The organism is Devosia sp., assembly GCF_014860165.1.
GTDB lineage: Bacteria > Pseudomonadota > Alphaproteobacteria > Rhizobiales > Devosiaceae > Devosia.
Genome location: NZ_JACZKG010000081.1, coordinates 34,039 through 54,928 on the forward strand (window position 1 = coordinate 34,039; position 20,890 = coordinate 54,928).

General features: G+C 64.6%; 20 protein-coding genes. 13 read left to right on the plus strand and 7 right to left on the minus strand.

Annotated elements, in window-relative coordinates:
- Positions 1–38 precede the first annotated feature (38 nt).
- The 5 genes from IH615_RS20880 to ugpC are packed head-to-tail and all read left to right on the plus strand — an operon-like array spanning position 39 to position 4,400.
- The gene (locus IH615_RS20880; protein ID WP_291365045.1) at positions 39–992 is read left to right on the plus strand and encodes a sugar ABC transporter permease; all 954 of its coding nucleotides are present in this window, start codon (positions 39–41) and stop codon (positions 990–992) included.
- Entirely contained in the window at positions 989–1,816 is an 828-nt protein-coding gene (locus IH615_RS20885) for a carbohydrate ABC transporter permease (RefSeq protein WP_291365047.1), read from the plus strand. Before IH615_RS20880 ends, IH615_RS20885 begins: the two co-directional genes overlap by 4 nt.
- Positions 1,817–1,819: 3 nt before the next feature.
- Positions 1,820–2,911, plus strand: coding sequence for a Gfo/Idh/MocA family oxidoreductase (locus IH615_RS20890; RefSeq protein WP_291365049.1), 1,092 nt, complete (start codon positions 1,820–1,822; stop codon positions 2,909–2,911).
- Between the two features lie 19 nt (positions 2,912–2,930).
- Positions 2,931–3,311 carry a cupin domain-containing protein gene (locus tag IH615_RS20895; protein WP_291365051.1) on the plus strand — a complete coding sequence of 127 codons (381 nt, stop codon included), beginning with the start codon at positions 2,931–2,933 and terminating at the stop codon, positions 3,309–3,311.
- 18 nt (positions 3,312–3,329) lie between these two features.
- Complete coding sequence (gene ugpC / locus IH615_RS20900) at positions 3,330–4,400, plus strand: sn-glycerol-3-phosphate ABC transporter ATP-binding protein UgpC (RefSeq protein WP_291365053.1); 1,071 nt, start codon at positions 3,330–3,332, stop codon at positions 4,398–4,400.
- Between the two features lie 185 nt (positions 4,401–4,585).
- Here ugpC and IH615_RS20905 read toward each other — a convergent pair whose 3' ends face one another.
- The 3 genes from IH615_RS20905 to hutC form a co-directional block, all read right to left on the minus strand.
- Entirely contained in the window at positions 4,586–5,200 is a 615-nt protein-coding gene (locus tag IH615_RS20905) for a HutD family protein (RefSeq protein WP_291365055.1), read from the minus strand.
- Entirely contained in the window at positions 5,200–6,870 is a 1,671-nt protein-coding gene (hutU, locus tag IH615_RS20910; RefSeq protein WP_366485399.1) for a urocanate hydratase, read from the minus strand. The genes IH615_RS20905 and hutU overlap by 1 nt, the downstream gene beginning before the upstream one ends.
- Positions 6,871–6,961: 91 nt before the next feature.
- Positions 6,962–7,750 (minus strand): histidine utilization repressor, encoded by a 789-nt coding sequence (gene hutC / locus IH615_RS20915; protein ID WP_291365059.1) that lies wholly within the window; start codon positions 7,748–7,750, stop codon positions 6,962–6,964.
- A 109-nt stretch (positions 7,751–7,859) separates the two neighbouring features.
- On the opposite strand from hutC, the gene hutF reads away from it, so the two are divergent.
- The 8 genes from hutF to hutG all read left to right on the plus strand — a co-directional run bounded on the left by hutF (position 7,860) and on the right by hutG (position 17,124).
- Positions 7,860–9,236: a formimidoylglutamate deiminase gene (hutF, locus tag IH615_RS20920; protein WP_291365061.1), complete on the plus strand. Its 1,377-nt coding sequence runs from the start codon at positions 7,860–7,862 to the stop codon at positions 9,234–9,236.
- A gap of 55 nt (positions 9,237–9,291) precedes the next feature.
- Positions 9,292–10,317: an ABC transporter substrate-binding protein gene (locus IH615_RS20925; RefSeq protein ID WP_291365063.1), complete on the plus strand. Its 1,026-nt coding sequence runs from the start codon at positions 9,292–9,294 to the stop codon at positions 10,315–10,317.
- Between the two features lie 73 nt (positions 10,318–10,390).
- On the plus strand, positions 10,391–11,248 hold the full coding sequence (locus IH615_RS20930; RefSeq protein ID WP_291365064.1) for a proline/glycine betaine ABC transporter permease: 858 nt from the start codon (positions 10,391–10,393) through the stop codon (positions 11,246–11,248).
- Positions 11,241–12,068 carry a betaine/proline/choline family ABC transporter ATP-binding protein gene (locus tag IH615_RS20935; RefSeq protein ID WP_291365066.1) on the plus strand — a complete coding sequence of 276 codons (828 nt, stop codon included), beginning with the start codon at positions 11,241–11,243 and terminating at the stop codon, positions 12,066–12,068. The genes IH615_RS20930 and IH615_RS20935 overlap by 8 nt, the downstream gene beginning before the upstream one ends.
- A gap of 2 nt (positions 12,069–12,070) precedes the next feature.
- Positions 12,071–13,558, plus strand: a complete 1,488-nt coding sequence (gene hutH / locus IH615_RS20940) for a histidine ammonia-lyase (RefSeq protein ID WP_291365068.1) — start codon at positions 12,071–12,073, stop codon at positions 13,556–13,558.
- A 19-nt stretch (positions 13,559–13,577) separates the two neighbouring features.
- Positions 13,578–14,780 carry an imidazolonepropionase gene (gene hutI / locus IH615_RS20945; protein WP_291365069.1) on the plus strand — a complete coding sequence of 401 codons (1,203 nt, stop codon included), beginning with the start codon at positions 13,578–13,580 and terminating at the stop codon, positions 14,778–14,780.
- Positions 14,777–16,315 (plus strand): histidine ammonia-lyase, encoded by a 1,539-nt coding sequence (gene hutH, locus IH615_RS20950; protein ID WP_291365070.1) that lies wholly within the window; start codon positions 14,777–14,779, stop codon positions 16,313–16,315. The genes hutI and hutH (IH615_RS20950) overlap by 4 nt, the downstream gene beginning before the upstream one ends.
- The gene (gene hutG, locus IH615_RS20955) at positions 16,312–17,124 is read left to right on the plus strand and encodes an N-formylglutamate deformylase (RefSeq protein ID WP_291365072.1); all 813 of its coding nucleotides are present in this window, start codon (positions 16,312–16,314) and stop codon (positions 17,122–17,124) included. Before hutH (IH615_RS20950) ends, hutG begins: the two co-directional genes overlap by 4 nt.
- A gap of 315 nt (positions 17,125–17,439) precedes the next feature.
- On the opposite strand, the gene IH615_RS20960 is transcribed toward hutG, so the two are convergent.
- The 4 genes from IH615_RS20960 to IH615_RS20975 all read right to left on the minus strand — a co-directional run.
- Entirely contained in the window at positions 17,440–19,116 is a 1,677-nt protein-coding gene (locus IH615_RS20960) for a dihydroxyacetone kinase family protein (protein ID WP_291365073.1), read from the minus strand.
- A gap of 112 nt (positions 19,117–19,228) precedes the next feature.
- The gene (gene dhaK / locus IH615_RS20965; protein ID WP_291365078.1) at positions 19,229–20,218 is read right to left on the minus strand and encodes a dihydroxyacetone kinase subunit DhaK; all 990 of its coding nucleotides are present in this window, start codon (positions 20,216–20,218) and stop codon (positions 19,229–19,231) included.
- Positions 20,214–20,654 (minus strand): hypothetical protein, encoded by a 441-nt coding sequence (locus IH615_RS20970; RefSeq protein ID WP_291365074.1) that lies wholly within the window; start codon positions 20,652–20,654, stop codon positions 20,214–20,216. Before IH615_RS20970 ends, dhaK begins: the two co-directional genes overlap by 5 nt.
- Positions 20,651–20,890 (minus strand): putative PEP-binding protein (locus IH615_RS20975; protein WP_366485397.1); only part of this gene is annotated, 240 nt, incomplete at its 5' end. The genes IH615_RS20975 and IH615_RS20970, both read right to left, overlap by 4 nt.

Here is a 20,890-nt window from a genome sequence, read left to right on the forward strand (position 1 = left end):
CTCCCCGAACGCGTGAACCCGTTGGGACCCACTCACCAATGACTTCCCTTCCAACCATCGCCAAGGACACGGACGGTCCCTCCGCCCGTGTCAGCCGCCGCGGCACGCCGGGCGGCGCGGCCGGGCAGGACGGCCTGCGATCGGCCCTGCCGCTGATGCTGCCGGCTTTAGCGATATACGCCGTGTTCACGCTCGCGCCCATTGCCCTGACGCTCTGGCTGAGCTTCACGGACTCGCGCGGCCTCAATACCAGTGCCAGCTTTGTCGGCCTCGACAACTATGCCCGCGCCGGGTTCGACCCGATCGTCTGGCAGAGCCTGGGCCACACCTTCCTCTGGCTGCTCTATCATCTGGCGCTGGCTGTCGGCATGGGCCTTGGCCTGGCGCTCGCCATCGGCCGGCTCAAAAAGACCCATGTCTTCTTCCGCACCGCATTCTTCCTGCCCCACCTGGTCTCGCTGGCCGTGGTCGGCGTGATCTGGGCCAATATCTATGACCCGTTCTATGGCCTCCTGAATACTGCCCTCGAGCATGTGGGGCTTGGCCGCTGGACACAGGGCTGGCTGTCCGATCCGCTGCTGGTGCTGTTCTCGGTCAATGTCGCCAGTTCCTGGCAGGGCTTCGGCCTCTACATGTTGCTGTTCATCGCCGGCCTGCAGAACATTGATCACTCGCTCTATGAAGCGGCCGATATTGATGGCGCCACCGCCTTCCAGAAGCTGATCTATGTCACCCTGCCCGGCCTCAGCGAAGTGATGACCTTCGTGGTCTCGCTGGCGCTGATCAACGGGCTCAAAGGTTTCGCCACCGTCTTCGTGATGACAGATGGCGGGCCATTCTACCAAAGCGAGCTCATCACCACCTACATCTACCGCCTCGCCTTTTCGGCGCAGGATCATGGCCTCGCCGCCGTGCTCTGCATCCTGCTCTCGGCCCTGGCCATCACCATAACCATCGTCTTCAACCGCTGGCGCGCGAGGCTTTCCCGATGAGTGTCCGCAAACGCGAATGGCCGGTGGCGCTGGCCCTGCTGCCCGTATTCCTCATCATCCTGGGACCGTTCTTCTGGCTGCTGATGTCGAGCCTCAAGACCGAGGCCGAGATCGGCCAGGCCAATCCCTTCGCACTCCCGGCGCAGCTGATGTGGCAGAACTATGCCGATGCATGGCAGATCGGCGGCTTTGGCGAACTCATCACCAACAGCCTGATGAACCTGGCCGGCGTCGTGGCGCTGACGCTCATAACCTGCGCGCCGGCCGGCTATGCCCTCGCCAAGATCCGGTTTCCCGGCCGCGAGTGGATGTTCTACGCCATCATCTTCGGCCTCACCATTCCGGTCCAGGCGATCGTCATTCCACTCTATCAGGTGCTGTTCAACCTGGGGCTGATCAACTCGCTGGTCGGCATCACCCTGGCGCAGGTGAGCAATGGCATCCCCTTCGGCATCTTCCTGATGCGCAGCTTCTTCATCGGCGTGCCTGATGAACTGGTCGAGGCGGCCAAGATGGATGGCGCCAACCACTTCCAGATCCTGCTCAAGGTGATGCTGCCGCTTTCCACCCCTGCCCTGCAGGCACTGGTGATCATCTCGGCGCTCTCGACCTGGAACGACTTCTTCCTGCCACTGATCGTGCTGATCAGCCCGGATGTGCAGACCCTGCCGCTTGGCCTGGTGCGCTTTGCCTCCACCTACGCTTCGCAGTTCCGGCTGGTGTTCTCGGGGACGGTGATCACGTTCCTGCCGATCATCCTGCTCTATCTCATCACCCAGAGGCGCTTCACCGAGGGCCTCACGCAAGGCGCATTGAAAGGCTGACATATGCCGCACCACGTTCCGCGGGAGATCCGCTACAATTTCGAATATGAGCGGCGCCTCAAGGCCTGCTTCATCGGCGCGGGCGGCCATGCCTATCGCAATGTCTACCCCACCTTCCGCTATGCCCCGGTCGACCTCGCCGCCATCTGCGATCTCGACGCGGCGCGGGCACAGGGCTTCGCGCGGGTGTTTGGCGGCGAGCGGACCTATACCGATCACGCCCAGATGCTGGCGACCGAGAAGCCTGATGTCGTCTTCATCGTCACCAACTACACCGAGGACGGCCACGTCCGCGCGACCGAGCTGGCGCGCGACTGTGTCCTCGCTGGCGCGCATGTGTGGATGGAAAAGCCCACCGCTGCCAGCCGCGCCGAGGTCGAGGCCCTGCAGGCGCTGAGTGCGCAAACCGGCATGAAGATCATGACCGGGCTCAAGAAGACCTTCTTCCCGGCCATTGAAAAGCTCAAGGACATCATCGAATCCCCCGGCTTCGGTGCCCTTTCGGCGCTGACGGTGCGCTATCCGCAGAGCCTGCCCAAGCCAAGCGAGCGGCGCGACCTGATCGCCATGCAGAGCTTTCTCGACCACATCTATCACCCCGGCTCGATCATTCATTTCCTGGCCGGCCCCATTGAGAGGGCGACCTTCGAATGGGCCGGCAATACCGGCGGCACGGTCGCGGCCCTGCGCTTCAGGTCCGGCGCCATCGGCTCGCTGCATTTCTCGGCGGCACAAAGCTGGGCCGGCCCGTTTGAGCGCGTCGAAGCGATCGGCGAATGGTGCCACGCCATTGTCGAAAACGGCGTCAAGCTCACCCATTATCGCCAGGCGGACCTGCCCAGCTATGGAAGGGCTTCGAGCTGGATCCAGCCCGAGGAAAGCGCCGCCCTGCTCTACGAACCGGAATTCTCGCTGGGCCAGCTCTACAACAACAACATGTTTGCGCTCGGCTATGCGCCAGAGGTGCTGCATTTCTGCGAGGCGGTAATCGAAGGCAAGCCGCTGACCAAGGGTACGCTCGAAGCCGCCCTCGAAATCATGAAGCTGTTCGACTTTTACAGTCAGACCCCCGAAGGCGTGACAAGGGCGATCTGAGCCAAGGAGCATTTGAGCAATGAGTCCCGATAGTTTCGTGTCCCGGGCCGAAGACGGCGAGCGCGTGCCCACCAGTTGGGGCGAACTCAACTGGAAGATCACCGGCGACAGCATGGTCGGCGCCGAAATGACCTTCGGCACCTGCCTGATCCATCCCGGCCAACGCAATCCGCTGCACTCGCACCCCAACTGCGAGGAATTCCTCTACGTGGTCTCGGGCAGTTGCGAGCACCGGCTGGGCGAGGATGTCGTGATGCTGGGCGCGGGGGACATCATCCGTATTCCCCAGAATGTCCGGCATTGGGCCCGGGCCGTCGGCTCCGAGCCGGTCTTCGCCCTGATCATGTTCTCCACCGGCCAACGCCGCGCCGTGGACCACGAAGGCGGCGGCGTCGCCTGATACTCTTGGAGGCCTCAAATGGCTGCGATCACGCTGGAAGGCGTTCACAAATCCTACGGCAATGTGCCGGTCGTGCACGGCGTCGATATCGAGATCGCCGACGGCGAATTCGTCGTGCTGGTCGGGCCCTCGGGCTGCGGCAAGTCCACCTTGTTGCGCATGGTGGCGGGCCTTGAAACCATCACCGATGGCACGCTGCGGATCGATGGGCGCGTGGTCAACGATCTGGCGCCCAAGGATCGCGACATCGCCATGGTGTTCCAGAGCTATGCGCTCTATCCCCATATGAGCGTGGCCCAGAATATGGGCTTCTCGCTCAAGCTGCGCGGCGTCGCGGCCGACGAAATCGACCGGCAGGTGCGCCGGGCGGCGCAGATCCTGGCGCTTGAGTCCTATCTCGATCGCCGCCCCCGGGAATTGTCGGGCGGGCAGCGGCAGCGCGTCGCCATGGGCCGCGCCATCGTGCGCAACCCGCAGGTCTTTCTGTTCGACGAACCGCTCAGCAATCTCGACGCCAAGCTGCGTGTGCAGATGCGCGCCGAGATCAAGGCGCTGCACCAGCAGCTCAGGATTACAACTGTCTACGTCACCCACGACCAGACCGAGGCCATGACCATGGCCGACCGTATCGTGGTGATGCAAGGCGGCCATGTCGAACAATCCGGCGCCCCGCTCGACCTCTATGATCGCCCGGCAAATGTCTTCGTCGCTGGCTTTCTCGGCTCGCCGGCCATGAACTTCATCAGGGGTACTTTGGTCGCCGGTGAACGGCCCGGACTGCGCCTCGATGACGGTTCGATGGTAGAGGTCCGCGCGTTTCCGGCGTCGCTGGCCGGCAATAACATCATCTTCGGTATCCGCCCCGAGGACATCGAGATCGTCCCCGATGGTGGCCTCGCCGCGACCGTCGGCATTGTCGAGCCTACAGGCGCCGAAACTCATGTGATGGCGCGGGCCGGCGGGCAGGACGTGACACTGGTTCGCAATGATCGCGTCGCGATCACGCCCGGCCAGCAGATCGGCCTGCAATTCCTCGCACCCCGCAGCCACTTCTTCGATGCCGAGAGCGCACGCCGCCTGAACATCTAGGTCTTCCTGCAGTTGCCACAGCGGTCCCTCACCGCAAGGAGCGGCGGCTTCGCGCCCCATTGTGGTCGTTGAGTAGACCCTGGCCGCGTCCTGAAAGCGGACATCCGAAAAACACAGGGGCGCACATTTGTACTGGAGCGGCCATCTCATCCGCTCGCTTAAGCCAAGCCTGACATCGATCCAGACTAAAGGAACAAAAGTGGACCGTTTCTGGTGTGGCCTGCCGGGGCTGCCGAGAAGGTGATGTCGATTTGGACAACGGTGGCCCCCGCCGATAGTGCGCCCACACGTTCGGCGCCGCCGCAGATCACCGCAAGTCGGCCTAACCCAAGCGGATATTCGGCATCGGCGACGGTGAGGATGGGGTGCCCGGCAAGACAGAAAAACAAACTGCGATCACCGAGAGGGACGCTCGATGCCGCATCCCGGTGAACGTGCACCTGCGCAGACGCCTTGCCGCGCGCCGTCATCACGTTGAGATCGCGAGACGGGCCGCGAACGGCTTCGGCGCGCGTGGTCCAATCGCCGGAAAACCGCACCGGCTGCAAAAGCTCGACTGGTGCGACGCGGCCATGGCCGGAAAAATCGAGATCGAAGCCCGGCCCTTCGATCAGGGTCAGGATGCGGTCGATGCCGGGAAACGGTGAAAACGCGCCCGCCTCGACGACATCGGCCGCCGAGACGCGCCAGAGCATGGCGCCGGTGGACTCGTCCTCTCGCGCCATTTCGATGGTGGTGCCCAGCCCATTGCGCCAGGGCATGGCGCGGAAATCGTCAGGGCCGACCAGCGCGACGCGCATCAGGGCGCCAGCGACGGCAGGTCGAGGCCTTTCTGGCGGGCCCAGTCCTGAGCGATCTCGTAGCCCGCATCAGCGTGACGCATGACGCCGGTGGCCGGATCGTTCCACAGCACGCGGGCGATGCGCTTGGCCGCTTCCGGCGTGCCATCGGCACAGATCACCATGCCGGCATGCTGGGAAAAGCCCATGCCGACGCCGCCGCCATGATGCAGCGACACCCAGGTGGCGCCGCTGGCGGTGTTGAGCAGCGCATTGAGCAGCGACCAGTCCGAGATCGCGTCGGAGCCATCCTTCATCGCCTCAGTTTCGCGATTGGGCGAGGTCACCGAGCCGGAATCGAGATGGTCGCGGCCGATGACGACAGGCGCTTCGAGCTCGCCATTGGCGACCATTTCGTTGAAGGCCAGACCCAGCCGATGGCGATCGCCGAGGCCAACCCAGCAGATGCGGGCCGGCAGGCCCTGGAAGGCGATGCGCTCGCGCGCCATGTCGAGCCAGGTATGCAGGTGCGGATCGTCGGGGATCAGTTCCTTGACCTTGGCATCGGTCTTGGCGATGTCATCGGGATTGCCCGACAAAGCCGCCCAGCGGAAGGGGCCGATGCCGCGGCAGAACAGCGGGCGGATATAGGCGGGCACGAAGCCGGGGAAATCGAAGGCATTGGCAACGCCCTCTTCCTTGGCCATCTGGCGGATATTGTTGCCGTAATCGAAGGTCGGAACCCCGGCCTCGTGGAAGGCGAGCATGGCGCGGACATGCACGGCCATGGACTGCTTGGCGGCGGCTGTCGTGCCAGCCGGGTCGCTGGCGGCGCGTTCGCGATATTCGGGCCAGCTCCAGCCGATCGGAAGATAGCCATTGAGCGGGTCATGCGCCGAGGTCTGGTCGGTGACCATGTCCGGCCGGACGTCACGGCGCACCATTTCGGGCAGGATCTCGGCGGCATTGCCGAGCAACGCGATCGAGATGGCCTTCCGGCTGGCAACGGCATCGGCGATCATGGCGAGGGCTTCGTCGAGGTCCTTGGCCTGCACGTCGACATAGCGGGTGCGCAGGCGGAAATCGATCGACTGCTGCTGGCATTCGATGGCGAGGCACGCCGCCCTGGCCATGGTTGCGGCCAAAGGCTGGGCCCCGCCCATGCCGCCGAGACCGGCAGTGAGAACCCAACGGCCGCCCAGGTCTCCGCCATAGTGCTTGCGGCCGGCCTCGACGAAGGTTTCGTAGGTGCCCTGCACGATGCCCTGCGAGCCGATATAGATCCAGGAGCCGGCGGTCATCTGGCCATACATCATGAGGCCGAGCCGATCGAGCTCGTTGAAATGCTCCCAGGTCGCCCAATGCGGCACCAGGTTGGAATTGGCGATCAAGACGCGCGGCGCGTCGGCATGGGTCTTGAAGACGCCGACCGGCTTGCCTGATTGCACGAGCAGCGTTTCGTCATCCTCAAGGCGCCGTAGCGTCGAGACGATGCGGTCATAGGCGTCCCAGTCGCGGGCGGCGCGGCCGATGCCGCCATAGACCACCAGTTCCTTAGGATTCTCGGCCACGTCGGGATCGAGATTGTTCATCAACATGCGCAGCGGCGCCTCGGTCAGCCAGGACTTGGCAGAGAGGACCGTGCCGCGCGCTGCACGGATTTCGACGTCCCGATATCGGCTGTTGCTCAGCATGACGGCTCCACATGTATAGAGTTGTATATGTAAGTTATCAAACTCTACGACATTGGCAACCGGCAAAATGAGGGCGTCGTGCGACGCGCTAGCCGCGCGACTGAGTGTTGAAGAAACCCTCCATGCGGTAGCGCGCGCCGGGATAGAGCAGCCGGACGGCGGTGACGCAGCGGGCAGCCGACCAGGTGCGACGGCGGATCAGCAGACACGGATCCGCGGGCGAAATGGCCAGGAGCTTCGCCTCCCACGCCTGCGGCAGAACCGCCTCGACCACGTGCTCGGCCTGCGACAGCGGGGCGACGGCGGTGAGATAGGCATAGGGCGTCGTCTGGGTGAAATCCTGATCGGCATAGTCGGGCGCCACGCCGGGATTGACGTAACGATCTTCGACCTGGGCGGGCACGCCGTTCTCGAAATGCACGATGATCGAGTGGAAGACCACCTCGCCGATGCCGATGCCCAGAGCGTCGGAAATCTCAGGCGCGGCGGCGTCGCGCTGCATGCGAATGATCTCAGCGGTATGGGCATGGCCGCGCTTGCGGATCTCGTCGGCGATGTTACGGACCTCGAACAGCGCCGTGCCGCCCTTGCGCTCCGCTACGAACGAACCGACGCCCTGCACGCGCTTGATGATCCCCTCATTGGCGAGTTCGCGCAGGGCCCGGTTAGCAGTCATCCGGCTGACGCCGAGCTCACTGACCAACTCGTTTTCCGAAGGCACACGGAAGTTCGGCGGCCAGACGCCGCTGTCGATGCGCTCATGGATAAGCCGCTTGACGGCAACATAGAGCGGACCGGAATCCGTGCCCTGCAGCGCGTCGGCGCCGAACGCGCCCTGCCTCGCTTTCACCGCGCCCCCTTCGACTGACTTGTTCATGCCGCTACTTTCCGCAGAATCTGCATTCGCACAGTTTTTGACATTTTTCGCTTGCACACCAGCATTAATTATCTATGGTTCCCTATACAACCAATGACAGGCAGATGGCATGGCCGAGCGCGCCGCTCTCCGCATCTTCGCTTCGCAGGCCCTGCTCAGCAGCGGGTGGGCAGCCGATGTCGCAATATCGGCGACCCCGGATGGAGCCATTGCCGCCATCGAGGCGGGTGCCACCAGGCAGCCGGGCGACACCGTGACGGCCGGGCCGGTGCTTCCGCCACTCGCCAATCTGCATTCGCATGCCTTCCAGCGCGCCATGGCAGGCCTCGCCGAAGTGGCAGGCCATGGCGATGACAGTTTCTGGACGTGGCGCGACACCATGTATCGCATGGTCGGCGCGCTTTCCCCCGACGATGTCGAGGTGATCGCCACCAGGCTCTATATCGACATGCTCAAATGCGGTTATGGCCGCGTCGGCGAGTTCCACTACCTGCATCACGACCCGTCCGGCGCTCCCTATGCCGACCGAACCGAGATGAGTGGCCGCATTCTGGCCGCCGCGACGGCCAGCGGCATTGGCATGACGCTGCTGCCCGTCTTCTATGCCCACGCCAACTTTGGTGGCGCGGCGCCGACCGATGGCCAGCGCCGTTTCATCCATGGCGTGGAGGAATTTCTGTCCCTGATGGAGGCGCTGCGTCCGCAGGTCGCCGCCTCGGGCGCGACCTTGGGCTACGCCTTTCACTCCTTGCGGGCAGCGACGCCAGACGAGATGCGCGCCATCCTGGCCATCGCGCCTGGCGAGGGACCGATCCATATCCACGTCGCCGAACAGCAGGCCGAGGTTGATGCATCCCTGGCCTGGTCCGGTCGACGCCCGCTGGCTTGGCTCATGGAAGAAATGCCGGTCGATGCGCGCTGGTGCCTGATCCACGCCACCCATGCCAATGACGAGGAAGTGCGGCGCATGGCGGCAAGCGGCGCGGTGGTTGGCCTGTGCCCAGCCACCGAGGCCAGCCTCGGGGACGGGATTTTCCCGGCCACGGCCTATCGCAGCCTGGCCGGACGGTTCGGCATCGGCTCGGATAGCCATGTCTCGACGAGCCCGAGCGAGGAACTGCGCCTGCTCGAATACGGCCAGCGGCTGCGCGACGAGCGCCGGGTGCGACTGGTGAACGGGCCGGGGCGCTCGAATGGCCGCGACCTGTTCGAGGTGGCATTGGCCGGTGGGGCCCAGGCATTGGGTCAGGTGACAAGCGGCCTGCAGGTCGGCGCCTCGGCCGATCTCGTGGTGCTCGACGGCACCGACCCATTCATCGCCACTGCCACGGGCGACACCATTCTCGACCGCTGGCTCTTTGCCCTCGGCGATCGCGCCGTGCGCGACGTCATGGTGGCGGGACGCTGGCAGATTACCGACCGGCATCACCGGCTCGACGCATCGATCGACGACAAATTCCGTGGAGTCCTCGCGCGCCTCCTCTGAACGCCCAAACGCATACCTGACCGGGACGTCAGTCCCTCAACCAAGGGGAATACACATGAGACTGCTCGCTACCTCCCTCGTTCTCGGGACGGCTACCTTCCTGCTCGCTGCGGCGCCGGCCCAGGCCTCATATTGCAGCGACGGCAAGACCGTCATGTTTGCCGGCATCGACTGGCAGAGCGGTGATTTCATCACTGAAGTGATGAAGACCATCTTCGCCAAGGGCTATGACTGCGCCGTCGATGCCATCCCGGGCAATTCGGTGACCCTGGAACAGGCCACCGCCAACAACGAAGTGCAGATCTTCGCCGAGGAATGGCTGGGCCGTTCCGACGTCTGGAACGAGGCTACTGCTGCCGGCAAGGTGCTGGCCATCGGCAAGACCTTCGAGGGCGCTGCCGAGGGCTGGTTCGTGCCGGCTTATGTGATCTCTGGCGACGCCGAGCGCGGCATTGCGCCGATGGCACCCGATCTGAAAAGCGTCGACCAGCTCGCCGATCCGGCCCTGGTGGAACTGTTCAAGGACCCCGAAGAGCCCAGCAAGGGCCGCTTCCTCAATTGCCCCTCGGGCTGGACCTGCGAAGGTGTCTCGACCGCCAAACTGGAAGCCTACAAGCTCACCGATTCCTATGTGAACTTCCGTCCAGGCACCGGCGCGGCGCTCGACGCCGCCATTGCCTCTGCCTATCTGCAGGGGGAGCCGCTGCTGTTCTACTACTGGTCCCCGACCGCCGCGATGGGCAAGTTCGATCTGGTCCAGCTTGACGAGCCGGCCTATTCGGACGAGTGCTGGGCACAGCTGACCAGCGCCGACGGCACCCGCGAGCAGGGCTGCGCCTTCCCCTCGGTCGATGTATCCTATGGTGTCAACGCCACCTTTGCCGCCGAAGCGCCCGAACTCATCGAAGTGCTGGAAAAGGCCAATTTCCCGCTGGCCGAAGTCAATGGGAGCCTCGCCTACATGACCGACAATGAAGTGGACGGCGAAGCCGCCGCGCTCGAATTCCTCAAGACCAAGCAGGACATCTGGGGTCCCTGGGTGTCGGACGAAGCCCGCGCCAAGATCCTCGCCGGCCTCTGATTGCGCCAGCGCTACCGGGCCACAGTCCGGTAGCGCGGCACCCATAACTCAGCCAGCCAAGGACGGGTGGGCCATGTTTCCAGAATCGTTGCAGCTTTCCATCCGGTCGCCGATCAACGATTGGGTTGAAGCCGTGGTCATCAACCATGGCGCCACCTTCAAGGCCATTTCCAACGCCATCCTGCAGGTCGTACTGCTGGTGGAGAGCGTGCTGCGCGGCCTGCCCTGGTGGACCGTCATAATCGTCTTCGTGGCGCTGGCCTGGGCCAGCACGCGCAAGATCGTATTCTGCGCCATCGTAGGCGTGATGATGGTGGCGGTGGGCGTGCTCGGCCTTTGGGACCTGACCATGCAGACCCTCGCGCTGATGCTGGTGGCGACACTGGTGTCGGTGCTGATCGGGCTGCCCATCGGCATTCTCTGCGCCAAGAACCGCATTGCCCGCACCATTACGCTGCCGGTGCTCGACGTGATGCAGACCATGCCGAGCTTCGTCTATCTCATTCCCGTGCTCATGCTGTTTGGCCTCGGCAAGGTGCCGGCCATTCTCGCCACCGTGGTCTATGCCGTGCCGCCGCTGATCCGCCTCACCGATCTGGGTATTCGCCAGGTCGATGCCGAGGTTGTGGAGGCGGCGACCGCCTTTGGCACCGCGCCGGCGCGCCTGCTGTTCGGGGTGGAACTGCCGCTGGCCACGCCCACCATCATGGCCGGGCTCAACCAGACCGTGATGATGGCGCTCTCCATGGTGGTGGTGGCGTCGATGATCGGCGCCCGCGGCCTGGGCGAGCAGGTGCTCAACGGCATCCAGACCCTCGACGTGGGCAGGGGCCTCGAGGCCGGTATCGGCATCGTAATCCTGGCCATCGTGCTGGACCGCATCATGCAAGGGTTCGGGCGCTCACGCCTAGAGGAGGCTCGCAATGGCTGAGATCGAAATCCGCAACGTCTACAAGATATTCGGCCAGAACACGGCGCAGACCATCGAACTGGCCAAGCAGGGCCTCGACAAGGCCACGATCCTGGCCAAGACCGGCAGCAATATGGGGCTGGCCGATGTGAGCCTCAAGGTCGCGTCGGGCCGCATCTTCGTCATCATGGGCCTGTCGGGCTCCGGCAAATCGACGCTGGTGCGCCACCTCAACCGGCTGATCGAGCCATCGAGCGGGGAAATCCTGTTCGACGGCCAGAATATCCTCACGCTCAACCCCCGCGACCTGCGCGCCTTCCGCATGCGGCGCGTCTCCATGGTGTTCCAGAGCTTTGGGCTGATGCCGCACTATACGGTGCTGCAGAATGCCGGCTATGGCCTCACTGTGCGCGGTGAACCACACGCCCAGGTGCGCGACATCGCCATGAAATGGATCGAGACGGTCGGCCTCAAGGGTTATGAGAACAAGTTCCCGTTCGAGCTGTCGGGCGGCATGAAGCAGCGCGTCGGCCTCGCCCGGGCGCTGGCCGCCGATACCGACGTCATCCTGATGGACGAGGCGTTCAGCGCGCTTGACCCGCTGATCCGCGCTGAAATGCAGGACCAGTTGATCGAACTGCAGCGTACCCTGGCCAAAACCATCGTCTTCATCACCCATGATCTCGATGAGGCGCTGCGCATCGGCTCGGAAATCGCCATCCTGCGCGATGGGCGGTTGGTACAGGTGGATACGCCCGGCGCCATTCTGCGCAATCCCGCCAATGACTATGTGGCGCGTTTCGTGCAACGTCACGCCAACCATGCCTTGGCCCACGATTGACCATGACCGAGATCGTTCGCGATGACCCACTCTCCTGGCGCGATCTGGCCGCGGTCGCGGCAGGCGCGCGACTGACCCTGTCCGAAGCAACGCGGGGACGTATCGTCCACGCCCGCAACGTGGTGGAATCCATCGTTGCCAAGGGTATCCGCGCCTATGGCGTCAATACCGGTGTGGGGGCGCTGAGCGATACGGTCGTCGATGTGCCCCTGCAGCGGCAGTTGTCGCGCAATCTGATCATGAGCCATGCCGTGGGGGTTGGCGCGCCGCTGCCTGCGCTCGAGGCCCGCGCCATCCTGGCCGCGGCGATCAACAACCACGCTCATGGCTATTCCGGGGTGCGGCTTGAAGTGGTCGATACCATGATCGACCTGCTCAATGCCGGATTTGCACCCGAGATTCCGTCGCGGGGCTCGATCGGCTACCTCTCGCATATGGCCCATATCGCCCAGATCCTGATCACCGGCGGCCACGTGCTGGCCGGAGCCGAGCGCATCAGCGGGGCAGAGGCGCTAAAGCGTATCGGCAGGCCGGTGGTTGTGCCTGAGGCCAAGGAAGGTCTTAGCCTGATCAATGGCACGCCCTGTGTCACCGGGTTGGCCGCCATCGCCGTCGCCAAGGCGCATACTCTGCTGGCCTGGGCCGACGTGGCTGCCGCGATGACCTTTGAAGTTCTCAACGGGCAGCTCACGGCCTTCGATGCCAAGAGCCTGGCGCTGCATGCCTCGCCGGGACTCGCGGCAACCGGCCTGCGCCTGCGCGGCCTGTTGGCGGGCAGCCAAATCCTCGAGCGGAGCCTCGGGGCCAGAACCCAGGATGCCCTCAGCCTGCGGGCCGTGCCACAGGTGCATGGCGGCGCCCGCGACACGCTCGCCTATGTGGCCGGTATCGTCGGCAACGAACTGGCCTCGGTCACCGACAACCCGGTGGTCAGCGGCACCGTCACGGACCCCGAAGTGTTCTCGGAAGCCCATGCCGTGGGCGCTGGTATCGGGCTGGCGATGGATGGTCTTGCGCCAGCCATGGCGCTGGTTGGGTCGATGTCGGAACGCCGCACCGACCGGCTGGTCAATCCGCTGGTCAGCGGCCTGCCGCCGTTCCTGGCCGCCGACAGCGGCGCTGCCTCGGGCTTCATGATCCTGCAATATACTGCCCTGTCGCTGGTCGGCGAAAACCGGCGACTAGCGGCAACGGCCAGCCTCGACGGTGGCGTGACCTCGGGTCTCCAGGAAGACCTCATCTGCCACCCCACTCCGGCAGCGCTCAAGTTGCTGGCCATCCTCGACAATGTCGAAGCCATCATTGCCATCGAATTGCTGGCCGCCGCCCAAGCCGCCGACCTGCGCAGCGACGGGCTGGCGCACGCGCCGGCGACCGACGCAGTTTGGCACGCCATTCGCGCCATGGTCCCCACCTATACCGACGACCGGCCGCTGGCGGACGATGTCGCCGCGATCCGGCCGCTGTTGCGGACCCTGCCGATTGTCTAACCACGAGGAGGATCGGCCCATGTCGCGGCTCTGGACCAATGCCCGCATCGCCACCCTCGCCGAAGGCCAGCCGGGGCTCGGCATCATCGAGCATGGCGCGATCCTGGCTGAAGGCGAGCGCATCGCCTGGGTGGGAGCGATGGACGATCTGCCGGGCGCGGCCCAAAGCGCGGAGCGCATCGATCTCGACGGCCGCTGGGTGACGCCCGGCCTCATCGATTGCCACACCCATCTGGTGCATGGCGGCGACCGGGCGCTCGAATTCGAAATGCGGCTGGACGGCGCCTCCTACGAAGATATCGCGCGCGCCGGTGGCGGCATCATTTCGTCGGTAAAGGCCACGCGCGCGGCAAGTGTCGAGCAGTTGGTGGCCAGTGCCCTGCCCCGGCTGGATCGGCTGCTCGCCGAGGGCGTCACCACGGTCGAGTTTAAATCCGGCTACGGGCTCGATCTCGCCAGCGAACTGGCCATGCTGCAGGCAGCACGTATGCTAGGTGACCGCCGCGACGTCTCCATCGCCACCACCTGCCTTTCGGCCCACGCCGTGCCGCCCGAATTCAAGCATGACCGCGCCGGCTATCTCGATCTGGTCGTCGAAACCATCCTGCCGGCCATGGCCGCCGAAGGACTCGCCGACGCCGTCGACGCCTTCATGGAGGGCATTGCTTTTTCGGGCGAGGAGACGGCGCGGGTCTTTGCCAAGGCCAAGAGCCTGGGCCTGCCGGTCAAGCTCCATGCCGACCAGCTCTCCAACCTGCACGGCGCCCGACTTGCCGCCAGCTTTGGTGCCCTCTCGGTCGATCACCTCGAATTTACCGATGAAGACGGAGTAGCCGCGATGGCAGCGGCGGGCAGCGTCGCGGTGCTGCTGCCGGGTGCCTATTACACTTTGCGCGAGACGCAATTGCCGCCTGTCGAGCTGTTCCGTCAGCATGGCGTGCCGATGGCCGTGGCGACCGATGCCAATCCGGGCACCTCTCCGATGACCTCGCTGCTCTTGGCCATGAACATGGCGGCAACGCTGTTCCGCCTGCGCGTGGACGAGATCATTGCGGGCACGACCCGCGAGGCAGCGCGCGCATTGGGCAAACTCAATGAGACCGGCACGATCGAGGCCGGCAAATATTGCGACCTGGCGATCTGGGACATCGAACGCCCGGCCGAGCTGGTCTACCGGCTCGGCTTCAATCCGCTGCATGGCCGCATCTGGAGGAACCGATGACCATCCATCACCAATTGGTGCCCGGCCAGGTGCCCCTCGCCGTCTGGCGAGACATTTATTTCGGTGCCGGCTGCAACCTGGCGCCGGGGGCGGAAGCTCCGGTGCAGGCGGCAGCCGAGACCGTCGCGGCAATCATTGCCAAGGGCGAACCGGTCTATGGCATCAATACCGGCTTCGGCAAGCTGGCGAGCGTGCGGATCGAGGTCGACGATCTCGCCGTGTTGCAGCGCAACATCGTGCTGTCGCATGCGGCAGGTGTCGGCGAGCCACTGCCGGTGCCCGTGGTCCGGTTGATCATGGCGCTCAAGATCGCGAGCCTGGCGCAGGGCTTCTCCGGCGTGCGCTGGCAGACCATCACCCAACTGACGACCTGCCTCGAGCGGGGACTGATTCCTGTCATTCCCGGCCAGGGTTCGGTGGGCGCCTCCGGCGATCTGGCGCCGCTGGCGCATATGAGCGCGGCTATTCTCGGCGTCGGTTCATTCATAGTCGACGGGACCGAGGTTCCGGCAGCCAAGGCACTGGCGGATGCCGGTCTGGCCCCGCTCGAACTGGGACCCAAGGAGGGCCTGGCGCTGCTCAACGGCACGCAGGTCTCGACGGCGCTGGCACTGGCCGGCCTCTTCGAAGGCGAGCGAGTATTCCGGGCCGCATTGGTCACCGGCGCGCTGTCGACCGACGCGGCGCGCGGCTCCGATGGCCCCTTCGATCCGCGCATCCATGCCGTGCGCCGCCACCGCGGGCAAACCGAGGTCGCCGATGCCCTGCGCCGCCTGATGGACGGCAGCGCCATTCGTGCCTCCCATCGCCTCGGCGACACGCGCGTGCAGGATCCCTATTGCCTGCGTTGCCAGCCGCAGGTGATGGGCGCCTGTCTCGATCTGCTGCGCCAGGCGGCGACGACGCTGGGCATCGAGGCCAATGCCGTTTCGGACAATCCGCTGGTCTTCACGGCGGAAAACGAGGTGATCTCGGGCGGCAATTTCCACGCCGAGCCGGTCGCCTTCGCCGCCGACATGATCGCCTTGGCCCTTTGCGAGATCGGCTCCATTGCGGAGCGCCGCATCGCCATGCTGGTCGACCCGGCGCTGTCTGGTCTGCCCGCTTTCCTGACGCCGAAGCCGGGCCTCAATTCCGGTTTCATGATCCCGCAGGTGACAGCCGCCGCACTGGTGTCCGAGAACAAGCAGCGGGCCTATCCCGCCAGCGTTGACTCCATCCCTACCTCGGCCAATCAGGAAGACCATGTGTCGATGGCGGCCCATGGTGCGCGCCGGCTTGGCCCGATGGCGGCGAATGTGGCCAATGTGATCGGCATCGAATTGCTGGCGGCAGCGCAGGGCTGCGATTTCCACGCGCCGCTCGCGTCGAGCGCCCCCCTGGAAGGCGCTCGTGCGTTGTTGCGCGACATCGTTCCGCATATTACCGACGACCGCCACATGGCACCGGACATGGCGACCGCCACAAGGTTTGTCACCAGCGGCTCTCTGGTCGATGCCATCGGTGGCGCGGCCCTGCCGGAGATTTCCGCATGAGCTGGCTCAGCGTCGTCAGGGGCAACGCGCCGCTGCTCGTCAGCCTGCCCCATACCGGCACCGAAATTCCTGCCCCCATCGCCGAACGGCTGGTCTCGCTGCCGCTGGCGCGCAACGACACGGATTGGTGGATCGACCGTCTCTACGACTTCGCAGCCTCCATGGGCGCAACGGTCGTGCACACGGCGATTTCGCGCAGTGTCATCGACGTCAACCGCGATCCCTCGGGTCGATCGCTCTATCCCGGACAGGCCACCACCGGCCTCTGCCCGACCACCAGCTTTGACGGCACCCCGCTCTACCGCCCGGGCGCCGAGCCGGACGAGGCCGACATCGACGTGCGCCGGCGCGACTATTTCGATCCCTACCACGCCGCGCTCGCCGCCGAGATCGCCCGACTGCGCGCAAATCATCCTTGCATCGTCGTCTATGATTGCCACTCGATCCGCTCGGTTGTGCCGCGCCTGTTCGAGGGCGAACTGCCTGTCTTCAACGTCGGCACCAATGATGGGGTAAGTTGTGCGCCCGAACTGCAGGCCGTGGTCGAGCGCCATTGCGACGCCTCGGGCCTCTCCCGCGTATCGAACGGACGCTTCAAGGGCGGCTGGATCACCCGCCACTATGCCGATCCGGCCAATGGCATCCACGCGATTCAGATGGAAACTGCCTGTCGCGGCTATATGGATGAACATCCGGACATTGAGCCTGTTCCCTACTCATCCGGACGAGCCGCACCGCTGCGCTCGGTTCTGCAACGCCTTTTTGTCGATATGGTCGAATGGGCGAGGCAGCAAAACCACAACACGTAGATAGCGCGAACGCTAACCGATAGGCGCACACATGGCGATCTCAGCGCATTCCGATTGTTTGTTAAGGCCTCGACCGTCCCAGAACCGACCATCTGAGCATTCTCAGACCTCTGCCTCGCCGGGTTGAATGCCTGCTATCGCCCTTTGGACGCTTAGAAGCTGCCGTTCCGCTTCGCGCCCCATTTCGGCCATTGGCTCGGATTGTACAAGGGCCCGTTTGCAGACATTTGTTTCTAGGATCGACCGGCGAATGCCTCGCTGACTCTGAGGCACGTTTGGTGCGGGAGTTCTCTCCCGCGCGCGAAGGTTCCACGGCTAGCGTACTAGCCCTTCGGCAATTGCCCCCAGCCAGATGGACACTGCCACAGCGCCGCCATCGGGGATGCCGAAGGCACGCTCGCCAAGGTAGCTGGCGCGACCGAGCCCCGGCTGCATAGCGGCCGTTGCTTCGGCCCCGGTCTTGGCCGCGCTGACTGCCGCTGCGAACCCAGCCCCTTCAGCCGCGTGCCATGCCTCCAGCGCGGGAATGAGAGCGTCCAGCATGGTGCGATCGCCTTTCTTTGCCCCACCAAGCTCCGAAATAGCCGCAACGCCGGCGCTCAGGGCGTGCTGCCAATCCGCCTCGGCGGGAGTATCGAGGCCACGCAAGGTGGCCGCTGCCCGTACCAGCCCAGTTGCGTAGAAGGGCCCCGAACTGCCGCCAATCGCGCGACGAATGGCGCCGCTCATCGCCAACAGCAGGTCATGGGGCGTTGAAAAGTGCGTATCCGGCAAGGCACGGATGGCTTCCGCGCCGCGAACCATGCTTGCCCCAAGATCGCCGTCGCCGGCCCGCGTATCCAGGTCGGTCAAGGTCGGTTCTGCGGCAATCAACTGCTTGGCGACACTGTCGATTACCTGCCGCATCACAGCCGAAAGCGGGCCGGTCACGCTGTCGCGGGTATGGTCGTCAGCTGGCTTGTTGCCCGGAACAACCGCTCGCCGGCTCGATAGTGGACTGGCCTTGGGAAAGGCAGGCGCGTCCGTGGGTCGGTCCAGCAGGGCCAGACGCCGCTCGTCCACCGGCAAGACCGAAAGCGAGAAGCCGGGCATGTCCAGCGCGGTCATGAAGTTTCCCGCCCAGGCTCTGACGACCGGCAAGCCCCGTTCTCGTAGCTTTGCTACGGCACACCGCAGGACAATCGATAGCTCCATGGGCGGGGTGCCGCCAAGACCATTGACCAGCAAAGCCACCGGGGTTCCCTTGACGGGGGCCAGATCCTCAAGGATGGCGCCCAGCACGGTATCGACCAGGGCATCGGCGGACTGCACCTTGCCCCGGGAAACGCCCTTCTCACCGTGGATACCCAGGCCAAGCTCGATCTCATCGTCGGCAAGGGTTTCGCTTGGAGCACTCGCGCCCGGCAGCGTGCACAGGCCAAGGCCGACGCCCATGCTGCGCACCTGGGCGGCGGCCTGCCGGGCAATCTCGGCGACCTCAGCCAGGCTGGCCCCTGCATCCGCAGCAGCCCCGGCCAGCTTGTGCACCAGCACAGTGCCGGCGATGCCGCGGCGTCGTTCGCGTGGAACCAAACCCCTCAAGGCCACGTCGTCACCGACCAGGACCATTTCGACGGCGATGCCCTCCGCCCGCGCCATTTCGGCAGCCAGGCCAAAGTTCAACCTGTCCCCCGTGTAATTCTTGACGATCAGGAGGACGCCGCGTTGCCTGCCGACATGCCGGATGGCCGCCAGGACTGCATCTACGCTGGGCGAGGTGAAGACGTCACCAACCACGGCTGCTGACAGCATGCCGGTGCCGATATAGCCCGCATGTGCCGGTTCATGACCGCTGCCACCACCTGAAATCAGGCCGACCTTTACGCCATCGGCTGCATCCAGGGCGACGACGACATTCTCATCGCCCAGCATTGCCATTGCAGGATAAAGGTCCACGACGCCTTCCAGCATCTCGCGCGCCGCATGACGTGGATCATTGATAAGTTTCTTCATGGAATCCGGCTCCAGATTGGCGAAGCACTGCGTTGCAGGCGTCTCACCGTCTCAATTTACTCTTCGACCCGGAGCGGCCAGGGCATTCCCGCCCTGACACATCGAGCCGCGATCACATTCCCCAGCGCAAGCTCGCAGTGTGGACGGGTGCATCCCAGTAGCGGAGCGCATTGTCGTCCAGCAGGGAGAGCGTGATCGAGCAGCCGGCCATATCGAGGGAGGTGACGAGCGAGCCGACCAGAGAGCGGGCAATGACCACGCCACGCTGCTCGAACAGCCTGCGGGCGCTGTGATACATCAGGTAGAGCTCCATCAGGGGCGTGGCACCGAAGCCGTTGACCAGCAACAGTGCCCGGCGACCACGGAGGTCGCCGAAATCCGCCGCGATCAAGTCGCAGACTTCCTCAGCAATTGCGTCCGCCGACCGCAGCCTGTCGCGGCGGCGGCCGGCCTCGCCATGGATGCCAACGCCGACCTCCATTTCGCCGTCCCCGATATCGAAGGTCGGCTTGCCTGAGGCCGGGACGGTGCAGGAACTGAGCGCGACACCCATTGAGCGGGTCGACGAATTGACACGATCGCCCAGTTCTTTGAGGGCGGACAGGTCAAGCCCGGCCTCTGCCGCAGCGCCGACGATCTTTTCGACGACAAGTGTGCCGGCAACGCCCCGCCGCCCGGTCGTGCTGATCCGATTCTCCACAGCCACGTCGTCATTGGTGAGGACACGTTCTATCCTGGCCGAGGACAGCTCGGCGGCCATCTCGAAATTCATCACATCACCTTCGTAGTTCTTGACGATGAGCAGCGTGCCGGCGCCACCATCGACCGCCTCAATGGCTTCGGCGATCTGGTCAGGGGTTGGCGAGGTAAAGACCTGTCCAGGGCACGCCGCATCCAGCATGCCAACACCCACGAAACCGGTATGCATCGGTTCGTGACCCGATCCCCCACCGGAAACCAGCGCCACCTTGCCCGGCCGCAGCAACCTGCGCCGGACGAATTTGTGGCCTCCCCCCAGAGTGAGGATATCTGCATGTGCCGCCGCCAGACCGTCGAGACTCTCCGTCAGGATCGTGTCGACCGTGTTCATCAGTTTCCTAATCGTCCCCTCCCGGTTCCTGAATGAACCCTGCCATCTTGCCGATGAATTCGATCACCGCCTTGTCAAAGGCGGCGTTGAGCTTGTCATCTCCCAGGTTGGGAACAAGCAGGTTGAGATGGCGCGTCTTGTGCGACGGATCCCCGACGACAAAGCGCTTGGGGTGCGCCAAGCGATAGGCCGCCATGAATGCCTCGCGCCCTTCGGGCGTGAAATGGCAGATCGAAAGCACCGTCGCCAGGTGCCGGTGCGGAATCGGCGTGGGATAGCTGGGACTGGTCATCTGGGTGATGAAGCTGCGGTTCTTGCCAAGTGCGTCGGCAAGGCGCTGGCGCGTGCCGGAAGGGCGCTGGTTCAGGACGTCGCGCAGGATTTCCTTGTAGGCAACAATGGCCTGGTCAGGTGACGCGGACGGCTTGGTGGGGACCGGCTTGGTCATGCTTGCCCCCCGATCGACATGCTCGCTATGGCGAGCTTGACCAGCGGCAATTGCGCCGGCGCCACCGAAATGCTCCTGAGGCCAGCAGCCAGGATGGCCGGTAGTGCGGCAGGGTCGCCCCCTGCGTCTCCGCACAGGCTGACCGGTATGTTCAACGCCTCGCCGGCGCGCACCACATTGCCAATCAACGCGAGCACGGCCGGATGGGTGACGTTGTTCAATGCTGCGACCGCACC